The organism is Pseudomonas fluorescens, assembly GCF_002022275.1.
Classification (GTDB): Bacteria; Pseudomonadota; Gammaproteobacteria; order Pseudomonadales; family Pseudomonadaceae; genus Aquipseudomonas; species Aquipseudomonas fluorescens_AJ.
Map to the genome: position 1 here is coordinate 588,191 of NZ_MSDF01000014.1, position 22,339 is coordinate 610,529.

Genomic DNA, 22,339 nt, shown 5'->3' on the forward strand with positions numbered 1-22,339 from the left:
GCCTGAAACCTTCCAAAAAGTGCAATTTAATGCAATCAGAGCATCTGCAACTTCTCTGACACATTCCTGCAACCCCCCTCCGCTATACAGGTCGACTCGTTTCCCATAACAAGGTCGCCTGCCATGCCCCCGTCTCCCCATCGCCTCGCGCTCGCCATCACTTTATTGGCCAGCAGCGGCTTCGTCGAAGCGGCGACTGCCCCGCCGAAAAACCTGCAGATCAACACACCCACCACCACGGGGCAAACCCTGGGTGGCAGTGATGCGTTGACCACGTCGGCGGCGGGCAGCATCACCACGCCCGGCGTGGCGGTGACCTTGAAAGATGGCACCAGCGGCGCGGGCGTGGTGATCACCAACGCGGGCAAGCTGGTTTCCAGCGGTGGGCGTGGCATCGACAGCTCGGGCTCCCTTACCGGGGCGCGCAACTACAGCATCTACAATCTCGCCGGCGGCGTGATCCAGGGCGCCAACGACGCGCTGCGCATCAACAGCAATTTCCCCAGCGGCAGCTTGTTGATCGACAACAGCGGCACCATTCGCTCGGCCACCGGCCAAGGGCTGGACCTGGATGCGATCCGCAGCAGCAACGTCACCACCACCATCATCAACCGCGCAGGCGGGCTGATTCGCGGTGATGCCAGCGACGGCATGAAGACCGGCGGCAACGCCACGATCACCAACTATGGCGAAATTTCGACGGGCGATACGTTCTCGCGCGACGACAAGTTCGACGGCGTGGACATCGACTCCGCCACCGGCGTGACGGTGACCAACTACGGCCTGATTTCCGGTGGCCGCCATGGCATCACCACTGACCTTGGCGCCACGCTGACCAACTACGGCACGGTCATCGGCCGCAACGGTTCGGGCTTCGGTTCCGACGGCGACGGCACAGTGATCAACCACGGCACCATCACTGGCGCGTTCTCCGGGCTGCAACCGGATGGCGACGGCGATGGCGTGGACATCGACAAAGTCGCCCACATTGAAAACTACGGAATCATCCAGGGCGTCGGCGCAGGCGGTGTGGACAAAAACGGCTTTGCCAACGGCAGCGAAGGTATCGCGCTGGGCGGCGGCTATGTGTACAACGCCAGCGGCGCGCTGGTCAGTGGCGCCAACAACGCGGTACTGGTGGACGACGGCAGCGACGGACCGGGCGTTGCGGCAACCACCCTGGAAAACCACGGCACCATTCAGGGTCTGAACGGCTTTGGCGTGAAGTTCGTCGGCAACTTTGCCGACACCGTGATCAACGGCGGCACCATCAGCGGCAGCAACGGCCTGGCTCTGGATTTGGGCGGTGGCGACGACAAGCTGGTGTTGCTCGGCGGCAGCCGCTTTGTCGGCCTGGTAGACGGCGGCACCGGCTATGACCGCGTGACCATGGACGACCCGGCCGGCGGCAGTTTCGGCAACAGCCGCAACTTCGAATGGCTGGACGTAAAACAAGGCACCTGGACCCTCACCAGCCAGGGTGACTTCAGCGACGGCGGCGAGATTTTCAGCGGCGCCAAACTGATCAACCAGGGCAGCATCGTGGGTAACGTGACGGTCGACGCGGGCGGTATTTATGCCGGTGGCGGCTCGGTGGGCAGCCTGCTGGTCAACGGCACCTTGCAAACCAGCACCGCGTTGGGCACTACGACCATCACCCGCGACTTGACCATGAGCAGCGGCTCGACCCTGGCCTATGGCGTAAACGCCGACGGCAGCAGCGCGCCGGTTCAGGTCGGCGGCACGGCCTATTTGAATGGCGCCACGCTGGCCGTCAACCCGGGTACCGGCACTTACCCGTGGCAGAGCCATTACACCGTGCTGCAAGCGGGCAGCATCAATGGCACCTTCGGCAACGTCACCAGTGACTATGCCTTCCTCACGCCGACGCTGGATTACAGCCCCACCCAAGTTGGCCTGACGTACACGCGCAACGACATCAATTTCAACCAGTTCGCCAGCACCGGCAACGGCAGCAACGCCGCCAACAGCCTGGCGAGCCTGGGCAAAAACAGCACGCTGTATAACGCCTTGCTCAATACCACCAACGCCACCGCTGGCGCGGCCATTGAGCAACTGGCGGGCAGCAGCACCGCCAACCTCACAGCTGCCACCCTCGGCGCCAGCGCCCAAGTGGGCAACAGCATGCTCGCGGCGATGCATCAACTGGGCGGCGGCGCAGGCTTGCTGGTCGGGCTCGATCAAAAAGACACGCCCGTACTCGCCGCCACCGGCGTGCCGAGCGATGCGCGTAACCTCAACGACCCCAACGCACGCGGCCGCCTGTGGCTGCAAGGCATCGGCAGCTACGGCAAGCTTGACGGCGATCACGGCAGCAATGGCCTGACCCAACGCACCAAAGGCACGGTGCTGGGCGCCGACTGGGCGCTGGACAACGAATGGCGCCTCGGCGTACTCGGTGGCTATTCCAGAACCGACCTGGACACCACCGGCGTCGACGGCAGCGTCGACAGCTGGCACGCCGGTCTCTACGCGCTGCGCCAAAGCGGCCCGTTGGCCTTGCGCCTCGGCGCGGCTTACAGCGGGCATCAGGGCGACAGCAAACGCACGGTGGCCTTCAACGGTTTCAACGACCGCCCCAAAGGCGACTACGATGCCAACAGCCAGCAAGCCTTCGCCGAATTGGGCTACGCCCTGGGCACCGGCCACCTGAGTGCCGAACCGTTCGCCAGCCTCGGCTACCAGCGTTACCAGCGCGACAGCTACACCGAAAAAGGCGGCGCCGCCGCGCTGCATGTGGACGGCCAGACCCAGGACAACTTCAGCAGCACCTTCGGTTTGCGCCTGGCACACCTGAGCCAACTGGACAACGGCATCAGCCTCACCCCAAGGGTCAGCGCCGGCTGGAAACACACCTATGGCGATGTCGACAACAGCACGCGCCAGGCTTTCCTCGCGGGTGGCACGGCGTTCAACGTCGAAGGCAGCGCCCTGGACCGTGACAGCCTGTTGCTCGAAGCCGGGCTGGACGTAGGCTTGTCAGCCCGCCACAGCCTGGGTGTGGGCTACACCGGCGAAATCGGCAGCAACAGCCGCAACCACGCGCTGGTCGGCCAATGGCAGATGAGTTTTTAATCGCGCTCCAGTAAGGACAACTCCCGCACATCACGGGTCAGTAGCCTGACAGTTATCGACCCGCCACCTCGCTAAATTCCCGGCCTCATCCATAAGAGGTTGGGAATTCATGCCCTTTACACCCTACAGAACCGTACTTGTGATCAGCCTTGCGCTGGCTGCCAGCCTGCAACAAGCGCAAGCGCGCGACCCCATCAGCTCGCCTGCGGACTATGACTGGCTTAATGATGAGTGGTTTTCCCCGCCAGAGAACAAAGCGGCCCCCATCGACGGCTCACTGACCCAAAACGCAACCACGCACAATGGCCTGCAGGTGGCGAAGGTGCTGGAACCCGCCCTGACTCGGCTGCTGCAATCTGGCCAATTGACCTCTGAACAAATCAAAAACCTGGAGAAGCTCGGCGCTCAGCTGGCGCAACAACCGGGCGGGATTGGCGCGGCGCTCGAACAGCTTGCAGGCAGCCAAAATGCAAACCTGGCCGCCTCCACGCAAAACACCACGCAGCACCTCAACCAGCAATTGCTCTCAACCCTGCGCACCCTGCCGGATGACGACGACGGCCATTTCTGGGTGCAAGGCTTGAGCAACGACGGCAGCCTCAAGACTGGCCTGAAACACGGCACCCAAGGCCTGATGCTCGGCGCCGACTGGGCGCTGGACCACGCCTGGCGGGTCGGCGTAATGGGCGCCAAATCCACCAGCCGCCTGGATGCGCAACGCTTCGCCGCCGAACTCGACAGCTGGCACCTGGGCGGTTACGCGGTACGCCGGGACGGCCCGCTGGCTCTGCGCCTGGGGGCGATCTACAGCAGCCATGGCGGCAAGAACACGCGCAGTGTCGAGCTACTTGATTACAAGGAGTCTCTCAAAAGCACATACGACGCCACCAGCCAAACCCTGTTTTCAGAGTTGGGTTATGAATTGGGTGACGCCGACCTGAGCGTCGAACCCTTTGCGGGCCTCGGTTACCAGCGCTATCACCGCGACCGGTTCAAGGAAAACGGCGGTGTGACGGCGCTGAACGTCGGCCCACAGACCCAGCAAAACCTGAACAGCACCTTCGGCCTGCGCCTGGCCACGGTGTACCGCTTCGACAACCGGATGAGCCTCACCCCCCACGTGAGCACAAGCTGGAAACACTTGTACGGCGCCGTTGACAGTCAGGTTCGCCAGTCCTTCAGCCATGCCGCGCTGCGTACAGACGACTTCACCATCAAGGGCACTGCACTGGACCGCAACAGCTTCAATCTGCAGGCCGGGCTGGACCTGGCGCTGTCCACCGAGCACAGCCTCGGTCTGGCCTACAGTGGTGAAAAAGGCGCCAACAGCAGCAGCCATGGCCTGATGGGGCAGTGGCAGATGCGGTTTTAAGCACGCCAAATCGCAGGCAAAAAAAAGGAGGGCACCTGCCCCCCCGAGGATTAAACGGTCGTGTCGAAGGCTGAATCAGCCTTCGATTTCAATCAGGATTTCGCCAGGGTTGACCCGGTCGCCCTTGGCCACGTGAACAACGGTCACCTTGCCGGCAATCGCTGCCTGCACTTCGGTTTCCATCTTCATGGCTTCGGTAATCAGCACGGCCTGGCCGGCTTTGACCATGTCGCCTTCCTTGACCAGCACATCGACGATGTTGCCCGGCATCGCCGTGCTGACATGGCCCGGCTCGGTGGCGTGCTTGCGCTTGCTGCCGCCGCTGCTGACAAATTCGTTGAGCGGTTCGAACACCACTTCTTCCGGCATGCCATCGATGGACAGGTAGAAGTGACGCTTGCCTTCAGCCTTCACGCCGACACCGGTGATGTCTACGCGGTAGCTTTCGCCGTGCACGTCGATGACGAACTCGGTCGGCACGCCTTCACCACCGGCACGGGCCACGCCGCCGGCTTCAGGGATTGGCAGCAGCACTTCCGGCGCCAGGGTGCCGGCGTCGCGCTCTTCGAGGAACTTGCGGCCGATGTCCGGGAACATGGCGTAGGTCAGCACGTCTTCTTCGGACTTGGCCAACGCGCCGATTTCGCCGCGCAGCTTGGTCATTTCCGGCTTGAGCAAATCAGCTGGGCGCACGTCGATGACTTCTTCGCTGCCAATGGCCTGACGACGTAGTTTTTCATTCACCACGCCCGGCGCCTTGCCGTAGCCGCCTTGCAGGTAGAGCTTCACTTCGTTGGTGATGGTTTTGTAGCGCTCGCCGGCCAGCACGTTGAAGAACGCCTGGGTGCCGACGATCTGCGAGGTCGGCGTGACCAGCGGCGGGAAGCCAAGGTCTTCACGCACCCGCGGGATTTCGGCCAGCACTTCGCTCATGCGGTTCAGCGCGCCCTGCTCTTTCAACTGGTTGGCCAGGTTGGAAATCATCCCGCCCGGTACCTGGTTGACTTGCACGCGGGTGTCGACGGCGGTGAATTCGCTTTCGAACTGGTGATACTTCTTACGCACGGCGTAGAAGTACAGGCCAATTTCCTGCAGCAGTTCCAGGCTCAGCCCGGTGTCGAATTCGCTGCCTTTAAGGGCGGCAACCATCGATTCGGTACCCGGGTGGCTGGTGCCCCAGGCGAAGCTGGAAATGGCGGTGTCGATATGGTCGGCACCGTTTTCGATGGCCTTGAGTTGGCACATCGCAGCCAGGCCAGCAGTGTCGTGGGAGTGAATGAAAATCGGCAGTGTCTGCTCGGCTTTCAGCGCCTTGACCAGCTCGCCAGTGGCGTACGGCGTCAGCAAACCGGCCATGTCTTTGATCGCGATCGAGTCGCAACCCATGGATTCCAGCTGCTTGGCCTGAGCCACGAACGCCTCGACGGTGTGCACCGGGCTGGTGGTGTAGGCGATGGTGCCTTGGGCATGTTTGCCGGCAGCTTTCACCGCTTCGATGGCCACGCGCAGGTTACGCACGTCGTTCATGGCGTCGAAGATACGGAACACGTCGATGCCATTCACGGCGGCCTTGGCAACGAAGGCTTTGACCACGTCGTCGCTGTAGTGGCGGTAGCCCAGCAGGTTCTGGCCGCGCAGCAGCATTTGCAGGCGCGTGTTAGGCAACGCGGCGCGCAGTTTGCGCAGGCGCTCCCACGGGTCTTCTTTCAAGAAGCGCACGCAGGCGTCGAAGGTCGCACCGCCCCAGACTTCCAGGGACCAGTAGCCGACTTTGTCGAGCTTGTCGCAGATCGGCAGCATGTCGTCAGTGCGCATGCGCGTGGCCAGCAACGATTGGTGGGCGTCGCGCAGGATGGTGTCGGTGACAAAGATTTTTTTGGACATTGTTGTATTCCTCACAGGCCTGCGTGGGCGGCGATGGCGGCGGCGATGGCCAGGGCCAGCTCTTCGGGTTTGCGCTTGATCGAGTAGTTGGTCAGTTCAGGGTGGGCTTCAACGAAGCTGGTGTTGAACTGGCCGCTGCGGAATTCCGGGTTGCGCAGGATTTCCTGGTAGTAGGCGGCGGTGGTCTTCACGCCTTGCAGGCGCATGTCGTCCAGGGCACGCAGGCCGCGGTCCATGGCTTCTTCCCAGGTCAACGCCCACACCACCAGTTTCAGGCACATGGAGTCGTAGAACGGCGGGATGGTGTAACCGGTGTAGATCGCCGTGTCGGTGCGCACGCCGGGGCCGCCGGGGGCGTAGTAACGGGTGATCTTGCCGAAGCTCGGCAGGAAGTTGTTCTTCGGGTCTTCAGCGTTGATACGGAACTGCAACGCGAAACCCCGGTGTTGGATGTCTTCCTGTTTCACCGACAGTGGCAGGCCCGAGGCGATGCGGATCTGCTCACGGACGATGTCGATGCCGGTGATTTCTTCGGTGATGGTGTGTTCGACCTGCACCCGGGTGTTCATCTCCATGAAGTACACCTCGCCCTCGGCGAGCAGGAACTCCACGGTGCCAGCGTTCTCGTAACCCACGGCCTTGGCCGCGCGCACCGACAGGTCGCCGATGTAGGCGCGCTGTTCCGGGGTCAGCTGCGGGCTTGGGGCAATTTCGATGAGCTTTTGGTTACGGCGCTGAATCGAGCAATCGCGCTCGAACAGGTGCACCACGTTGCCAAAGCTGTCGCCGAGGATCTGCGCCTCGATGTGCTTGGGGTTGACGATGCATTTTTCCAGGAACACTTCCGCCGAACCGAACGCCTTGGTGGCCTCGGAAATTACACGGGGGAAGGCTTGTTCGAGTTCTTCACGGCTGTTGCAACGGCGGATACCACGACCGCCACCACCGGAGGTGGCCTTGAGCATCACCGGGTAACCAATGCGGTCGCCTTCGGTGAGGGCTTCGGCGATGTCGGCGACGTTGCCTTCAGTACCCGGAGTGACCGGTACGCCAGCCTTGATCATGCTGCGGCGCGCTTCGGTTTTGTCGCCCATGCGGCGAATCACTTCAGCCGATGGACCAATGAATTTGATCCCGCGTTCGGCGCAGATGTCGGCCAGCTCGGCGTTTTCGGAGAGGAAACCGTAGCCGGGGTGCAGCGCGTCACAGCCGGTTTCCACCGCCAGGTTCACCAGCTTGCGCGGGTTCAGGTAACCGGCCAGAGGCTCGGCGCCAATGCTGTGGGCTTCGTCGGCACGTTTGACGTGCAGCGCATGGCGGTCGGCGTCGGAAAAGACCGCGACCGAGCGAATGCCCATCTCGGCGCAGGCACGCACGATTCGTACGGCAATCTCACCACGGTTGGCGATCAGGATCTTTTTTATCACTTGGAAATTCCCTTGAGCCGATTGCTGCGAACTACGACCCCCTGGATCCGGGTCGGCGCGTGACTAAATATTTCATGACAGTCGCGAGACACACACTATGCGCACCGGAGGATTAACAAAAATCAATAATTATTGGGTCGTGTATAAGTAAAGACTTATAGTTGACGCCACGGCAGCCGAAAGAAAGGTTTAGATAATGCGTAAGTCATTGATGCGTATGACATTGCGTCAGTTGCAGATTTTCAATGAAGTCTGTGATTTGCGGTCCTACAGCCGCGCCGCCGAGGAAATGTCCCTCACACAACCGGCCGTTAGCCTACAAATTCGTCAGCTGGAAGAGCTGATCGGCCAGCCATTGTTCGATTATGTCGGTAAAAAGCTCTACATGACCGAGGCGGCTGAAGCCTTGCAACGAGCCAGCCGCGACATTTTCGGGCGCCTGGAAAACCTCGACATGCAGCTGTCGGACATGCAGGGTTCGTTGCAGGGCCAGTTGAAGCTGGCGGTGGAATCCAGCGCCAAATACTTTGTGCCGCACTTGTTTGCGGCCTTTAAACGCCAGCACCCGGAAGTGCAGCTGCACCTGACGGTGGTCAACCGCGCGCAGGTGATTCGACGGCTGTCGGACAACCGCGATGACTTGGTGATCATGTCGATGGTGCCCCAGGACATGGGCCTGGAATTTCTGCCATTCCTCAACAACCCGATCGTCGCCGTAGCGCCGCCGGATCATCCCTTGAGCCTGCAAGGCCCGCTGCGCCTGCAAGACCTGGAACCTTACACGCTGCTGTTGCGCGAACCGGGTTCCGGCACGCGGCTGGCATGCGAGGAGTACTTCAAGGAGAAACGCGTGCACTTCACCCAGACGGTGGAAGTCGCCTCGGCCGAGGCGCAGCGTGAATGCGTGAACGCAGGTTTGGGCGTGGCCTTGCTGACGCGCCACGCGGTCAACCTGGAACTGGCCACCGGCGGGCTCAAGGAGCTGCCGGTGGAAGAATTGCCGCTGTACCGCAGTTGGTGCCTGGTGCAAGCCAAGGCCAAGCGCTTGTCACCGGTGGCCCATGCGTTCCTGGGCTTTATCCGCAGCGAACGGGTGCAGATCAGCGCGCTGGCTGAGCGTTTCGCTGGGCAGCCACGGGTGCCTGCCAGTGGAGTTCCGGGTAGTCACTGATGCTCTGGAGCAATTGGCGCTCCTCGCAACGGTCTTCGATTGCGCGACGGAACGCCATGCGGCGCTGGTCTTCTTGCTGACGACGGGTTTTGACGCTGCTGCTGTCTTCGTATTGCCGGGCCATGTTGAGTCTCCCAATGCGAGTACGGGGAGTACAGGATGGGCGCGGGGCATGACGGTTTGGCGGCGCGGGGGTTACAGGACGATGAATCTTCCAGCCTCGATGCAAATCAACGGTGGGAGCTGGCTTGCCTGCGATGCAGACAACTCGGTCTGTCAGTCAAACCGAGGTGATGCTATCGCAGGCAAGCCAGCTCCCACATGTTGACCAGGTATGGCCTTGAGGTCAGTCGTCGAGGGCTTTGACGGATTTGGGCGACAACCGCAGGCTGCGCAAGCTGCGCTTCACGCTCTTGAGGTGGTTCACCAGGCTCGGGCCACGCGCCATGGCCACGCCCATCGCCAGCACGTCGATCACCACCAGGTGGGCGATACGCGAGGTCAGCGGCGTATAGATCTCGGTGTCTTCATGCACGTCGATCGCCAGGTTGACCGTCGACAGCTCCGCCAGCGGCGTCTGGCTCGGGCACAGGGTGATCAACGTCGCGCCGCTTTCACGCACCAGGTTGGCGGTGATCAGCAGGTCTTTGGAGCGGCCGGACTGGGAAATGCAGATCGCCACGTCGGTTGGCTTCAACGTCACCGCCGACATCGCCTGCATGTGCGGGTCGCTGTAGGCCGCAGCGGTGAGCAGCAAGCGGAAGAATTTGTGCTGGGCGTCAGCGGCCACTGCGCCGGAAGCGCCGAAGCCGTAGAACTCGACACGCTGAGCCTGGGACATCGCCGTCACGGCCTTTTGCAACTCCACCGGGTCGAGCTTCTCGCGCACTTCCATCAGCGTGTGCAAGGTGGTGTCGAAGATTTTCAGGCTGTAGTCAGCGACGGAATCGTCTTCATGGATCGCAAACTGGCCGAAGCTCGCTCCGGCGGCGAGGCTCTGGGCCAGCTTGAGTTTCAAGTCCTGGAACCCGGAGCAACCGATGGCGCGGCAGAAACGCACGATGGTCGGCTCACTGATGCCCACGCTGTGGGCCAGGTCGGCCATGGAACTGTGCATCACGGCCGCAGGGTCAAGCAGCACGTGATCGGCAACCTTGAGTTCCGATTTGCGTAACAGGTGGCGCGACTGGGCGATATGTTGCAACAGGTTCAAAGGGCAGGACTCTTGTTATTGGCAGACGCCAGGGATGTAGCAAGCTTGTAGTTATACTACAAGAATTGTCGTTTTGCCCGTCCGATGCATCACTAAATCGCCCTGATGCCCTCTGATTCAGCGGGCAGGCACCATGTAGCCATACGGGCGTATCAACCGGCGTTAAGGAAAATCTGCATCTTTACGTAACAATTCTGCCAGCCCTTCGGCCTGCATCGGCCGGCTGATCAAGTAGCCCTGCACCTCGTCGCAGCGCTCGCCGCGCAGGAAATCCAGCTGCTGCTGATCTTCCACGCCCTCGGCCACCACTTTAAGCGCCAGCCCATGTGCCATGGCGATGATTGCGCGGGTAATGGCGGCGTCTTCCCGGCCCTGACCCAGCCCGCGAATAAAGGTCTGGTCGATCTTCACGTAATCCACCGGGATGCGCTTGAGGTAGCTCAGGGATGAATAGCCGGTGCCAAAGTCGTCAATCGCCAGCTTCACACCCAAATCGCGCAATTGCTGGAAGGTCGCAATGATGTGTTCGACGCTGTCGAGCAATTGGCTCTCGGTCAGCTCAAGCTCCAGGTATTGCGGGTCCAGGCCGGTCTCTTCGAGTACTTGACGAACCAGGCTGACCAGTTTGCCCTGACGCAACTGATGCACCGAGAGGTTCACCGACACCCGAATCGGCGCCAGCCCCTGGCGCTGCCACTCGCACGCCTGCCAACAGGCCTGGCGCAGCACAAATTCGCCCAGCGGCACGATCAAGCCGGTCTCTTCGGCCAAACCGATAAAGTCGCACGGAGGCACCATGCCCCACTGCGGATGTTCCCAGCGGATCAGCGCCTCGGCGGCATTCAGTTTGCCCGTCGCCAGGCACAGTTTGGGTTGGTAGAAGACCGTAAGCTGGCGGTCATCGATGGCCTTGCGCAGGTGGTTTTCCAGCTGCAAACGCTCAAGGGTGCTGGCTTGCAGGCTGTCGGTGAAGAACTGGAAATTGTTGCCGCCCAAATGCTTGGCGTGCTGCATGGCCATGTTCGATTGGCTGACCAGTGCGGAAATTTCCCGCGCATTATCCGGCAAAAGACTGACGCCCATCGAGGCGCTGACCACCAGCTCATGCCCTTCCACCGTGACCGGCACGCGCAGTTTGGCGAGCAATCGCGTGGCCACCCGCGCAAGGCTGGAAAGGCTGCCGTAGGCATCGAACAACACGGCGAATTCATCACCGGACAACCGCGCAATGGTGTCGGCCTCGGGTAACGCATTGATCAGCCGGCGCGCCATTTTCTGCAGCAACTGGTCCGCCACTTCATGCCCCAGGCTGTCATTGAGCAGCTTGAAGCGGTCCAGGTTGATGTGCAGCAGCGCAAGGCTACGCCCGCCCTGGCGCACGCGCGCATGGGCTTCGCGCAGGCGTTCGCGGAACAGCGAACGGTTGGCCAGCCCGGTGAGTTCGTCGTAGTGGGTGAGGTAGCGCATGCGCTCTTCGGACTCACGCCGTGCTGAAAGATCGGCGAAAAAGCCCACGATATGGCTGACTTTTCCGCGAACATCGCGCACTACATTCAATTGCAACCATTGCGGGTACAGCTCACCGCTCTTGCGCGTTTCTACCAGCTCGCCTTGCCAAGTGCCGTGGCTGAGCAGCGCCTGGCGGATCACCGGGAAATGGCGGCGGGCGTCGCGGCTGCTCGGCAGCTCGACGACGTTGCGCCCGATCATGTCGTCGATTTCAAAGCCGGTGACGCGGCTGAAGGCCTGGTTAACGGCGATCAACACGTAATCCGGGTCGAGGATCACGATGCCTTCGCTGGCGGCTTCGAACACGGTAGAGGCCAGCCGTTGTTGTTCTTCCAGGGCCTTGTCCGCACTGATGTCGCGGCGGGTACCGAGCATGCGCGTGACGCGGCCGCTCGGCGCGCGCTCCACCGCGCGACCACGGTCTTCGATCCACACCCAGTGCCCATCGCCATGGCGCACGCGGTATTCCACCTGATAATCCTCGCTGCGGCCTTTGAGGTGCTCCACCAGCGCACGCTTGAGCAGCGGCAAGTCTTCGGGGTGCAGGCGCGGTTTGAGGTGGCTGAGCATCGCCGTGACGTACTCGGGCTCCAGGCCGAACAATTCCTTGAGCTGGGTGTGATGGACTTCGTCGGTTTGCAGGTTCCAGTCCCACAACCCCAGCTCACTGGCTTGCAGCGCCATGGCCAGGCGCGCCTCGCTCTTGTTCAGGGCGAGGCTGGCAGCGTCCAGCTCCTGATTGCGCTGCGCCACGCGGTCTTGCAGGCCGACTTGCGCGTCGCGTAACTCCTGTTCGATTTGGCGGCGCTGTTCGACTTCGCGCACCAGCTCCTGATTCAACTGCTCACTGCGCTGCTGCGCCTGTTGCAGATGCTCGATCAGCGCCTGGTTCTGAAAGCGGCGCAGCAACCCGCGCTGGATCAGGCGGTTGACCTGCCACGCCACCAAGCTCAACGAGGCGAGCAGGATCAACCCCAACACGCCCCAACCTTGCTGCTGCGAGGTGCCGTCCCAGAATAGATAGACAATGGCCGGCAACAGGCACGGCACGGCAAAGGACAGGAACGCGGGCAGGCTCACGGCATAGGCCACGCTGGCCGACAGCGTCGCAGCGCCGATCAGCCCGAACACCCAGGCCTGCTGCATGAAGTTGTCTGCCGGCACCAGGGCGATGGCGGCTGTGGCGAGGGTCAGGCCGCTGACCGCCGAGCCCAGCATGAACATACGCCCCCAGACCGGCTGGGCCTGGCGGCTGGGCATCGCTGAATCAAAGGCCGCCACCTGAATGACGCGCAGTGCCACCAAAGCTAGCAGCCAGACGAGCCAGATACTGTCCAACACATATTGCTTGGGGTTCCACAACAACCAGGCGCAGACCAGACCGTTCACCAACATCAATAACGTCGGCAGCAATGAACCCTGGTACAGCAGGCGAGTGCGTTCGACCGCCATCTCGGTTGCGTAGTGTTTACGGATGACCTGCGCGGGCGCCGCCGAGGGGCCGAACAGGTCGGTGCTGAGGGTCATAGGCAGTGTTCTTATAATGGTGAGCCCGAAACGTGCACGGAGCATACACAAGCAAGCGCTTGGGCCAAACTGCTCCCGGTCATAAAATCTGTAGGACTTTTAACCGCAAACGGTTGGGCCAGACAGCTTGAACGAGACGCTGCGCGGGCTGCGGCCCATGACTGACCGGTCATCCCTCACAGCAGAATCTTCGCCTCGTCGCAAATGCCCCTGAAGTTTTCCGTCGACCACCCGGCATTGGCATTTGCCCCACTCCCCCGGGCACCCTAGAATGCGCCGATGCGCGATGATCTCTCCCTTTTGCTGAACTCCCTCAACGATGCCCAACGCCAGGCCGTAGCAGCCCCCGTTGGCCGTCAGTTGGTCCTGGCCGGTGCTGGCTCCGGTAAAACCCGAGTGCTGGTGCACCGTATCGCCTGGTTGATCCAGGTCGAAAACGCGTCCCCGCATTCCATCCTGTCGGTGACCTTCACCAACAAGGCTGCTGCCGAGATGCGCCACCGCATCGAGCAGTTGATGGGCATCAGCCCGGCCGGCATGTGGGTGGGCACCTTCCACGGCCTGGCGCACCGCCTGTTGCGGGCGCACTGGCAGGAGGCGGGCCTGGCCCAGACCTTCCAGATTCTCGACAGCGATGACCAGCAACGCCTGGTCAAGCGCGTGATCCGCGAACTGGGCCTCGACGAGCAACGCTGGCCGGCGCGCCAGGCGCAATGGTTTATCAACGGCCAAAAAGACGAAGGCCTGCGCCCGCAACATATTCAGGCCAGCGGCGATTTGTTTCTGGCGACCATGCGCAGCATTTATGAGGCCTACGAGGCTGCCTGCCTGCGCGCCGGCGTGATCGACTTCTCCGAGCTGCTGCTACGCGCCCTCGACCTGTGGCGCGACAACCCGGGCTTGCTGGCGCATTACCAGAAACGCTTCCGCCACATTCTGGTGGACGAGTTCCAGGACACCAACGCCGTGCAGTACGCCTGGTTGCGCCTGCTGGCCAAGGGCGGCGACAGCCTGATGGTGGTCGGCGACGACGACCAGTCGATTTACGGCTGGCGCGGCGCGAAAATCGAGAACATCTATCAGTACTCCGATGATTTCCCGGACGCGATCACCATCCGTCTGGAGCAGAATTACCGCTCCACTGCCGGCATCCTCAAGGCTGCCAACGCGCTGATCGCCAATAACACCGGGCGTATGGGCAAAGAGCTGTGGACTGACGGCGGCGAAGGCGAAGCGATCAACCTGTACGCGGCGTTCAACGAGCACGATGAAGCGCGCTACGTGGTGGAAACCATCGAAAGCGCCCTGAAAACCGGCTTGGCACGCAGCGATATCGCAATTCTGTACCGTTCCAACGCCCAGTCGCGGGTGCTGGAAGAAGCCTTGCTGCGCGAGCGCATTCCGTATCGCATCTACGGCGGCCAGCGCTTCTTCGAGCGTGCTGAAATCAAGAACGCCATGGCTTACCTGCGTTTGCTGGAAGGCCGTGGCAACGATGCGGCGCTGGAACGGGTGATCAATATCCCGGCGCGCGGCATTGGCGAGAAAACCGTCGAAGCCATTCGCGACCACGCACGCCATGCCGATGTGTCGATGTGGGAAGCCATGCGCTTGCTGATCGCCAACAAAGGCCTGACTGGCCGTGCGGCCGGGGCGTTGGGTGTGTTTGTCGAACTGATCGAGAACCTGAGCGCCAAGTGCATGGAAATGCCATTGCACTTGATGACCCAGACCGTTATCGAGCAGTCCGGGCTGATTGCCTACCACGAAGCGGAAAAAGGCGAGAAAGGCCAGGCGCGGGTAGAAAACCTTGAGGAACTGGTCAGCGCCGCCCGCGCGTTCGAAAACAACGAGGAAGATGAAGAGCTGACCCCGCTCGCCGCCTTCCTCGGGCATGCGTCGCTGGAAGCCGGTGATACACAAGCTGACGAGCATGAAGACAGCATCCAACTCATGACGCTGCACAGCGCCAAGGGCCTGGAGTTTCCGTATGTGTTTCTGGTGGGCATGGAAGAAGGCCTGTTCCCGCACAAGATGAGCCTGGAAGAACCTGGCCGCCTTGAAGAGGAACGCCGCCTGGCCTACGTGGGCATCACCCGCGCCATGCAGAACCTGGTGATGACCTACGCCGAGACCCGACGCCTGTACGGCAGCGAGACCTACAACAAGGTGTCGCGCTTCGTACGTGAAGTGCCGAAGGGGCTGATCCAGGAAGTGCGCCTTTCCAACAGCGTGAGTCGCCCGTTCGGCGGTGGTCAACAGCAGAGCGCCAGCATCCTGTTTGCCGGTTCCGAGATTCCGGAAACCCAGTTCAGCCTTGGCCAGCAGGTCAGGCATTCAGTGTTCGGCGAAGGCGTGATCCTCAACTTCGAAGGCGCGGGCGCCCAGGCACGGGTGCAGGTGAACTTCGCCGAAGGCAGTAAATGGCTGATGATGGGCTACGCGAAGCTCGAAGCAATCTGATACTGATCGTTCCCACGCTCTGCGTGGGAATGCCGCCTGGGACGCTCCGCGTTCCGCTTTAAAGTCGTGACGCAGAGCGTCACAGGATGCGTTCCCACGCAGAGCGTGGGAACGATCAGTGGTTTGCCCTTGTTTTTTGGCCGCACGGGCCAATATCTGTAACTAGTCCTACAGACCCTTCGGAATCGGTCTTACGCAAAAGCCCGAAACACTCTGCCGCTAGCCACTGTCACGACACCTGTGCAACATGGCGCGCGTGCAATCCACAAATGGGAATTCCCTTTATGAAACGTTTTCTTAGCATCGCCATGGCGTTGTGCATCGGCCTGACGATGAGCCTCGACGCCAACGCCAAACGCTTCGGTGGCGGCAAAAGCATGGGCTCGGCGCCGACTCACCAGACCAGCCAAATGGCTCCATCCGCCGGTGCCGGCGGTGCTGCGGCAACCGCAGGCGCAGCCGGTGCTGCGGGCGCTGCTGCCAAAGCCGGCGGTGCTTCGCGCTGGTTGGGCCCTCTGGCCGGCATCGCCGCCGGTGGCCTGCTCGCTTCCATGTTCATGGGCGGCGGCTTCCAGGGCATGCAGATCTTCGACATGCTGATCCTGGCGGTCATCGCCTTTGTGATCTTCCGCTTTATCGCCGCCCGTCGCCGCAAGCAGCAGGAGCACATGGCTCCCGCCGGCGCGCCAATGCAGCGTGAAGTGTTCGAGCAAAAACCTGCCATGGGTTCGATCTTCGGCGGTTCGGCTGCACCTGCCGCCGCCCGTCCGGTGATCAACGCACCGGCCTGGTTCAACGAAGAGCGTTTCGTCGAAGCGGCCCGCAGCCACTTCCAGTCCCTGCAGCAGCACTGGGACGCCAACGAAATGGACAAGATCGCCGAGTTCGTGACCCCGCAACTGCTGGAGTTCCTCAAGCGCGAACGTGCCGAGATCGGCGATGCGTTCCAGTCGACCTACATCGACGACCTGCGCGTCCAGCTGGAAGGTGTGGATGACCGCGCCGACAAGACCATCGCCACCCTGACCTTCAGCGGTGTGTCGAAGTCCTCGCGTTTCGACCAGGGCGAAGTGTTCAGCGAAAGCTGGAACATGGAACGCCCACAAGGCGAGAACCAGCCTTGGCTGGTCGCCGGTATCCGCCAGAACGGCTGATACCCGCGCGTTTGAGCCACCTGTGATACAAACCCCGGACATGTTCCGGGGTTTTCTATTTCACGGTTGCACTTATAGCGAGCTACTGTATAAAACGCCCCTATTAACCGCGCCATCAGCAAGAGGATCCCGGCCGTGGAAGAAATCATCGAACAATTGCGTGAAGCCAACGAACCGGTCCCGGTTCCTCTGGAACTGCCTGATGAAGATCAGATTGTGGAAATCGAGGAACAGCTGTTCATCGACATCCCGTTTGTCTTCCGTGAATTCCTGCTGACCGTCAGCGACGTGGTCTACGGCAGCCTGGAGCCAGTGACCGTCACTGACCCGCAATCCCACACCTACCTGCCGGACGTGGCGGCCAACGCCTGGGATGCCGGGGTTGATCGCAGCATGATCCCGATCTGCCAGGACGGCGACGACTACTACTGCGTCGAAGAAGACGGCACCGTGGTGCTGTGGTCCGGCGAAGAAGAACTGGTGACCGAAGAAACCTGGGAATCGGTATGGCACTGGGCGCGGGACGTCTGGCTGGAAAGCTGATCCCACACCCAGGCGCTTAGTGCTCCGGTGTGTCCTTGTGGTTATCCAGGGTCTCCAGCAAGGCGACCTGCATCCGCGTATGCACGCGGATGAACCACCGCCAGAGCACGGCCGCCACTGCTGCCGTCACCACGGCGATCAGCACCAGCAACTTGTTGGTCGGCAGAATACTGGCCGACAAGGCCGCCAATAGCAGGAAGATCACCAGCAGCGACAAAATGGGGATCAGCTCCGCAATCACCCGCCGCACACGCTGGGTATGCCGCCCGGCCATCTCCGGCTTCACGCTCATCTCCGCCAGCAGCATCGACAACGCCTTCAGCTTGCGATACGCCGCAATCAGGAACGGTAGCGACAACAGCAACGCCCCACCCCAGATCAACGCCTTCTGCCAGCTGGGGTCACTGATCCAGCCTTCCAGATACCCACCGATGCGCGCCGCAAAGAAGCTGCCGGTAAAAAAGATCGCAACTACCAGCGCCAGATTCACCCCGACTTGCAGAATGATCTTACGAATCATCGACGCCAGCATCGCGCCCTCGCCTTGCGGCTGAATGCTGCGCAGCCATTCGCCGTACATTCCGAACACCCGGCTCATGCGTGTTGGCATCACCGCGGCGATCTTCAATGACAACGGGTCTGCACTACGAATCAAGTACGGCGTCAGCAAGGTAGTGATTACCGAGACGGCTACGGCCACTGGGTACAAAAAGTCACTGGTAACCTGCAAGGTCATCCCCAGCGCCGCGATGATGAAAGAAAATTCGCCAATCTGTGACAGCCCCATGCCCACGCGCAGTGAGGTACGACCATCATTGCCGGCGATAAACGCACCCAGGCCGCAGGACAGCATCTTGCCCAGCACCACCGCCACGGTGATGACTGCAATCGGCCAGGCGTATTGCAGCAGGATCTGCGGGTCGATCATCAAGCCAATCGCCACAAAGAAGATGGCGCTGAACATGTCGCGAACGGGCTCGATCAGGCGCTCAATCTTAATCAATTGCCGCGACTCGGCCATGATTGCGCCGATCAGGAAGGCGCCCAGCACCATGCTGTATTCCAGCTTGACCACCAGCAGGCAGAAGCCGAAACACAGGCCCAGCACCGTGATCAGCAGCATTTCGTTGCTTTCGAATTTGGCCACGTACGCCAACAAACGCGGCACCAGCAAAATGCCGATCACCAACGCGACAATCATGAACAGCGACAACTTGCCGACCGTGGAGAACACCTCGCCGGAGCTGACCGTGCCGCTGACGGCGATGCTCGACAGCAAGGCGATGATACCGATGCCCAGGATGTCCTCGACGATCAATACACCAAAAATCAGCTGGGCAAAGCGCTGGTTCTTCATCTTCAGGTCATTGAGCGCCTTGACGATGATGGTGGTCGAGGAGATCGCCAGGATCGCGCCGAGGAACAGCGAATCCATGGTGTTCCAGTCGAACCAGCGGCCGATTTCGTAGCCGATCCAGATCATCAGGATGATTTCGAGGAAAGCCGCGATAAACGCCGTGGCGCCGACCTTGAACAGCTTGCGCAGGCTGAATTCCAGGCCCAGGCAGAACATCAGGAAGATCACCCCCAGCTCGGCCAGGGTCTTGATGGTCTCTTCGTCGTGAATCAGGCCGAACGGCGGGGTGTGGGGGCCAATAATGAACCCGGCGACGATGTAGCCCAGCACTACCGGCTGCTTGAAACGGTGAAACAGGATGGTGACAACCCCTGCCACCAGCATGATCACAGCCAAGTCCTGGATAAAGCTGATGGCGTGCATGGCGAGGGGCTCCTTGAGGGTACTGGCGCTTTTCCCACTTCCGCGCGCGCCGTTGAACGGTCGCAACATGCGGAAGGAAAAGTCGGCCTAAATCGTAAGAAATGCCCTGAGACGGGCTTTTGAAGGTTAACACCGCGACTTCCGGCAGAAAGCCGGTGCAATATATGGAAACAGATCGGCGCAGGCGTGACGGCAAGCCGCCCACCGGCGTCCCGTTAGGGATCGCTGCAAAGATTCCAGCACCCGCAGAGGTGCCCTCCCCAACAGATGCCTACAACCGTGAGTGTGCTATGGAACCCGGAAACGCCCAGCTGTCGATGACGGTATTGATGACCCCAGACATGGCCAACTTCTCAGGCAATGTCCACGGCGGCACCCTGCTCAAGTACCTCGACGAAGTGGCCTACGCCTGTGCGAGCCGTTATGCCGGCCGCTATGTAGTCACGCTGTCGGTTGACCAGGTGATTTTTCGTGAGCCAATCCATGTCGGCGAGCTGGTGACCTTCCTTGCGTCGGTCAACTACACCGGCAATACGTCGATGGAAGTGGGCATCAAGGTCGTGACCGAAAACATCCGCGAGCGCTCGGTGCGTCACACCAACAGTTGCTTCTTCACCATGGTGGCCGTGGACGACCAGCGCAAACCCGCCGCCGTCCCGCCGCTGCAGCCGCAGAACAGCGAAGACAAGCGCCGGTTTGTGCAGGCCCAGCAACGCCGGCAGATTCGCCAGGAGCTGGAGAAGCGCTATCAGGAGATCAAGGCCGACGGGCCTTGATTCCAGAGCTGTAAACCCAATCGAATGTGGGAGCCAGCTCCCACAATTTGATTTGTGTGCTTACAGACCGATCGGCGTGGCCTCAAAGCGCACGCGCGGGTGAGCAATACGGTCCTGCGCGCGCACCAGTTCCAGCTCGTAACTGCCGCAGGCCTGGGTTTCCAGCAGCACTTCATGCACCGCTGCAGCAGTGAACTCAAACGCCGCCAACAGGCTGTCACCCAATAACACGCGCGCCAGGAACAGCCCGGAGGTCAGGTCGCCCACGCCCACTGGCTGACGCGGGAACGCCAACAGCGGCCGGCGCAGGTGCCAGCTGCCTTCTGCGGTCACCAGCAGCATCTCAAAGCCCTCCGGCAACTTGCCCGGGTAATCCAGGTGCTTGACCAAAACCGCCTTCGGCCCGCGCGCCAGCAATGCTTTGGCCATACCCAGGCAGTCAAACAGTGATTGCGGCTTGCGCCCGGCGAAGCTGTCCAGCTCCAGCTGGTTCGGGCAGAGGAAGTCAGCCATGGCCGCCGCTTCGTCCAGCAGGAAATCACTGACCTCCTGAGGCACGATGCAACCCTTCTCCGGATGGCCCATCACCGGGTCGCACAGGTACAACGCCTTGGGGTTGATCGCTTTGATCCGCGCCACACCTGTCAGAATCGCGCGCCCCTGGTCGGCACTGCCGAGGTAGCCCGACAACACCGCATCGCAGTTGCCCAGCTCACCGATCGCCGCAATGCCTTCCACTAGTGCCGGAATTTGCTGTGGCGCCAACACTTCGCCCGCCCACTGACCATACTGAGTGTGGTTGGAGAACTGCACTGTGTTGAGCGGCCAGACATTCACCCCGACCCGCTGCATGGGGAACACGGCGGCGCTGTTTCCGGCGTGGCCAAAGACCACATGAGACTGGATCGCAAGCAGATGAGGTGTGCGTTTCATGCGGGAGATTTCCGTAAAGCCATTGAAATTCTGGCCGCGCAGTATGCGACTAAACGCAGCCTGTACGACAGACCGGCGACACAGTTAAGCTGCTCTCACTTTGTTGGAGTTCATCGCATGCTCACCCTGGGAAACATCTTCGTATTGATGCTGCTGGCGACCGGTGCCGCCTGGGTGTGGCACAACCACGGCCTGCGTGAGCGGGCACTGGAGCGGGTCAAGCAGCATTGCGCCAAGCTCGATATCGAGTTGCTCGACGGCGCGGTGGCACTTAAACGCATCGGTTTTGTGAAAGATGCCAACGGTCGGCGGCGCCTGGCGCGCATCTACAATTTCGAGTTCACCGTGACCGGCGAAACCCGTCATCCCGGAACCATCACGCAATTCGGCGCCCACAGCGCGCAGATTGAACTGGCGCCCTACCCGTTTGAGATCAAAACGCCGCTGCCGACCGCCGAAGTCATCGAGCTCAGCCAATGGCGCCAAGACCACGCCACTAAAAACCGTCACTGACGGCAGGCTGCCAGCGCAGCCTGTAACGCGGCCACGTCTTGTGGCGCGCTGAAGATCAATTCGATACGTGAATCACGGCGCCACTCACTGGGTTGCCAGGCGAGCGAGCTGTTATCCACAGCGTTGGCGGACACCCAACCGTCGGGGCTGTGGATAACCAGTTTGGCACGGCGCCAATGCATATCGGTGAGCCAGTGATGCAAGCGTTGCGTGTCGAATTGCTGACTCGGATGCCAGCGCCAGCCAATGCTCCAGCCGCCCTCTTGAGCCTGGCTCAAGCAAATCGGCAATTGCGGGTCGCTCCAGATCGCCGGCAGTTGCGCCAGCCCCTTGGGCACGTCGAAGTTATCCACAGCCGCAACGGCTTTTGCATTCAGACCGGGCAGTTGCGCCAGCGGCAATTGCGCCTGGCGGGTCCAATAGAGCGGGCAAGGCGCTAGTGTTTGCTCGATAGTCTGACGCTGCGCGGCGTCCAGCGCCTCGTCCTTGTTCAACACCAACAGCCCGGCACTGGCCAGCGTCTCGCGTTGCGCTTCAGGCAAAGGTTTGCCCGCCGCCAGTGCCTGCGCGTCCAGCACCAGCACGCAGGGCTGAACCGCCAGCACGTCCTGCCAGGGCGCCGCCCGTAGCTGCTTGAGTAATTGCGCCGGATGGCCGAGGCCTGAGGGCTCGATGAACAACCGGTCCGGCTTGGCCTTACGCAGCAAACGGCCCAGGCCTACCTGGAACGGTGCACCATTCACACAGCATAAACAGCCACCGGCGACCTCACCCAAGGCAATGCCGTCGTCATCCTGCGTGAGCAGCGCCGCGTCCAGGCCGATCTGCCCGAACTCGTTGATCAATATGGCCCAACGTTCGTCTGCCGGGCGTTGGGCGAGCAAGTGCTTGATCAGGCTGGTCTTGCCGGCGCCCAAAGGCCCGGCAATCATGTGAGTGGGAATGTTCTGCAGCATGGGTGGCATCATTCAGACCGTG

Annotated in this window: 16 protein-coding genes; 8 read left to right on the plus strand and 8 right to left on the minus strand. The window is 61.4% G+C overall.

Annotated features, from left to right (window positions below):
- Positions 1 to 123 precede the first annotated feature (123 nt).
- Positions 124 to 3,096, plus strand: a complete 2,973-nt coding sequence (locus BFW87_RS10975) for an autotransporter outer membrane beta-barrel domain-containing protein (RefSeq protein ID WP_078739850.1) — start codon at positions 124 to 126, stop codon at positions 3,094 to 3,096.
- 109 nt (positions 3,097 to 3,205) lie between these two features.
- Positions 3,206 to 4,468 carry an autotransporter outer membrane beta-barrel domain-containing protein gene (locus tag BFW87_RS10980; RefSeq protein ID WP_078739851.1) on the plus strand — a complete coding sequence of 421 codons (1,263 nt, stop codon included), beginning with the start codon at positions 3,206 to 3,208 and terminating at the stop codon, positions 4,466 to 4,468.
- Between the two features lie 75 nt (positions 4,469 to 4,543).
- Here BFW87_RS10980 and oadA read toward each other — a convergent pair whose 3' ends face one another.
- On the minus strand, positions 4,544 to 6,352 hold the full coding sequence (gene oadA / locus BFW87_RS10985; protein WP_078739852.1) for a sodium-extruding oxaloacetate decarboxylase subunit alpha: 1,809 nt from the start codon (positions 6,350 to 6,352) through the stop codon (positions 4,544 to 4,546).
- An 11-nt stretch (positions 6,353 to 6,363) separates the two neighbouring features.
- On the minus strand, positions 6,364 to 7,779 hold the full coding sequence (locus BFW87_RS10990) for an acetyl-CoA carboxylase biotin carboxylase subunit (protein ID WP_078739853.1): 1,416 nt from the start codon (positions 7,777 to 7,779) through the stop codon (positions 6,364 to 6,366).
- Positions 7,780 to 7,975: 196 nt separating this feature from the next.
- On the opposite strand from BFW87_RS10990, the gene BFW87_RS10995 reads away from it, so the two are divergent.
- Entirely contained in the window at positions 7,976 to 8,950 is a 975-nt protein-coding gene (locus BFW87_RS10995) for a LysR family transcriptional regulator (protein WP_078739854.1), read from the plus strand.
- On the opposite strand, the gene BFW87_RS32250 is transcribed toward BFW87_RS10995, so the two are convergent.
- From BFW87_RS32250 to BFW87_RS11010, 3 genes are all read right to left on the minus strand, one after another.
- On the minus strand, positions 8,880 to 9,074 hold the full coding sequence (locus BFW87_RS32250; protein WP_078739855.1) for a PA3496 family putative envelope integrity protein: 195 nt from the start codon (positions 9,072 to 9,074) through the stop codon (positions 8,880 to 8,882). The two genes, BFW87_RS10995 and BFW87_RS32250, sit on opposite strands and share 71 nt — an antisense overlap.
- 222 nt (positions 9,075 to 9,296) lie before the next feature.
- Entirely contained in the window at positions 9,297 to 10,163 is an 867-nt protein-coding gene (gene hexR / locus BFW87_RS11005; RefSeq protein WP_010168370.1) for a transcriptional regulator HexR, read from the minus strand.
- A 162-nt stretch (positions 10,164 to 10,325) separates the two neighbouring features.
- Positions 10,326 to 13,199: a putative bifunctional diguanylate cyclase/phosphodiesterase gene (locus BFW87_RS11010; protein WP_078739856.1), complete on the minus strand. Its 2,874-nt coding sequence runs from the start codon at positions 13,197 to 13,199 to the stop codon at positions 10,326 to 10,328.
- 279 nt (positions 13,200 to 13,478) lie between these two features.
- Between BFW87_RS11010 and uvrD the strand changes: the two genes are divergently transcribed.
- The 3 genes from uvrD to BFW87_RS11025 all read left to right on the plus strand — a co-directional run bounded on the left by uvrD (position 13,479) and on the right by BFW87_RS11025 (position 17,359).
- A complete protein-coding gene (gene uvrD / locus BFW87_RS11015) occupies positions 13,479 to 15,662 on the plus strand; it encodes a DNA helicase II (protein WP_078739857.1) in 2,184 nt (727 codons plus the stop codon).
- Between the two features lie 284 nt (positions 15,663 to 15,946).
- Positions 15,947 to 16,816: a Tim44 domain-containing protein gene (locus BFW87_RS11020; protein WP_078739858.1), complete on the plus strand. Its 870-nt coding sequence runs from the start codon at positions 15,947 to 15,949 to the stop codon at positions 16,814 to 16,816.
- Between the two features lie 135 nt (positions 16,817 to 16,951).
- Entirely contained in the window at positions 16,952 to 17,359 is a 408-nt protein-coding gene (locus tag BFW87_RS11025) for an SMI1/KNR4 family protein (RefSeq protein WP_017135771.1), read from the plus strand.
- 16 nt (positions 17,360 to 17,375) lie between these two features.
- On the opposite strand, the gene BFW87_RS11030 is transcribed toward BFW87_RS11025, so the two are convergent.
- Complete coding sequence (locus BFW87_RS11030) at positions 17,376 to 19,139, minus strand: cation:proton antiporter (protein ID WP_078739859.1); 1,764 nt, start codon at positions 19,137 to 19,139, stop codon at positions 17,376 to 17,378.
- A 290-nt stretch (positions 19,140 to 19,429) separates the two neighbouring features.
- Here BFW87_RS11030 and BFW87_RS11035 point away from each other — a divergent pair, with 290 nt between their 5' ends.
- Complete coding sequence (locus BFW87_RS11035) at positions 19,430 to 19,915, plus strand: acyl-CoA thioesterase (RefSeq protein WP_003213461.1); 486 nt, start codon at positions 19,430 to 19,432, stop codon at positions 19,913 to 19,915.
- 60 nt (positions 19,916 to 19,975) lie between these two features.
- Here BFW87_RS11035 and pdxY read toward each other — a convergent pair whose 3' ends face one another.
- A complete protein-coding gene (gene pdxY / locus BFW87_RS11040) occupies positions 19,976 to 20,848 on the minus strand; it encodes a pyridoxal kinase PdxY (protein ID WP_078739860.1) in 873 nt (290 codons plus the stop codon).
- Positions 20,849 to 20,965: 117 nt separating this feature from the next.
- Here pdxY and BFW87_RS11045 point away from each other — a divergent pair, with 117 nt between their 5' ends.
- Entirely contained in the window at positions 20,966 to 21,361 is a 396-nt protein-coding gene (locus BFW87_RS11045; protein WP_078739861.1) for a DUF3301 domain-containing protein, read from the plus strand.
- Here the strand turns inward: BFW87_RS11045 and BFW87_RS11050 are convergent.
- Positions 21,355 to 22,317 carry a CobW family GTP-binding protein gene (locus tag BFW87_RS11050; RefSeq protein ID WP_078739862.1) on the minus strand — a complete coding sequence of 321 codons (963 nt, stop codon included), beginning with the start codon at positions 22,315 to 22,317 and terminating at the stop codon, positions 21,355 to 21,357. The genes BFW87_RS11045 and BFW87_RS11050 overlap by 7 nt on opposite strands.
- Positions 22,318 to 22,339: the final 22 nt, after the last annotated feature.

What these genes read in the sequence shown, in the direction of transcription:
- BFW87_RS10975 (WP_078739850.1), top strand. Translation starts at nt 124, where the DNA reads ATGCCCCCGTCTCCCCATCGCCTCGCGCTCGCCATCACTTTATTGGCC.
- BFW87_RS10980 (WP_078739851.1), top strand. Translation starts at nt 3,206, where the DNA reads ATGCCCTTTACACCCTACAGAACCGTACTTGTGATCAGCCTTGCGCTG.
- oadA (WP_078739852.1), bottom strand. Translation starts at nt 6,352, where the DNA reads ATGTCCAAAAAAATCTTTGTCACCGACACCATCCTGCGCGACGCCCAC.
- BFW87_RS10995 (WP_078739854.1), top strand. Translation starts at nt 7,976, where the DNA reads ATGCGTAAGTCATTGATGCGTATGACATTGCGTCAGTTGCAGATTTTC.
- BFW87_RS32250 (WP_078739855.1), bottom strand. Translation starts at nt 9,074, where the DNA reads ATGGCCCGGCAATACGAAGACAGCAGCAGCGTCAAAACCCGTCGTCAG.
- BFW87_RS11010 (WP_078739856.1), bottom strand. Translation starts at nt 13,199, where the DNA reads ATGACCCTCAGCACCGACCTGTTCGGCCCCTCGGCGGCGCCCGCGCAG.
- uvrD (WP_078739857.1), top strand. Translation starts at nt 13,479, where the DNA reads ATGCGCGATGATCTCTCCCTTTTGCTGAACTCCCTCAACGATGCCCAA.
- BFW87_RS11020 (WP_078739858.1), top strand. Translation starts at nt 15,947, where the DNA reads ATGAAACGTTTTCTTAGCATCGCCATGGCGTTGTGCATCGGCCTGACG.
- BFW87_RS11030 (WP_078739859.1), bottom strand. Translation starts at nt 19,139, where the DNA reads ATGCACGCCATCAGCTTTATCCAGGACTTGGCTGTGATCATGCTGGTG.
- BFW87_RS11035 (WP_003213461.1), top strand. Translation starts at nt 19,430, where the DNA reads ATGGAACCCGGAAACGCCCAGCTGTCGATGACGGTATTGATGACCCCA.
- pdxY (WP_078739860.1), bottom strand. Translation starts at nt 20,848, where the DNA reads ATGAAACGCACACCTCATCTGCTTGCGATCCAGTCTCATGTGGTCTTT.
- BFW87_RS11045 (WP_078739861.1), top strand. Translation starts at nt 20,966, where the DNA reads ATGCTCACCCTGGGAAACATCTTCGTATTGATGCTGCTGGCGACCGGT.
- BFW87_RS11050 (WP_078739862.1), bottom strand. Translation starts at nt 22,317, where the DNA reads ATGCTGCAGAACATTCCCACTCACATGATTGCCGGGCCTTTGGGCGCC.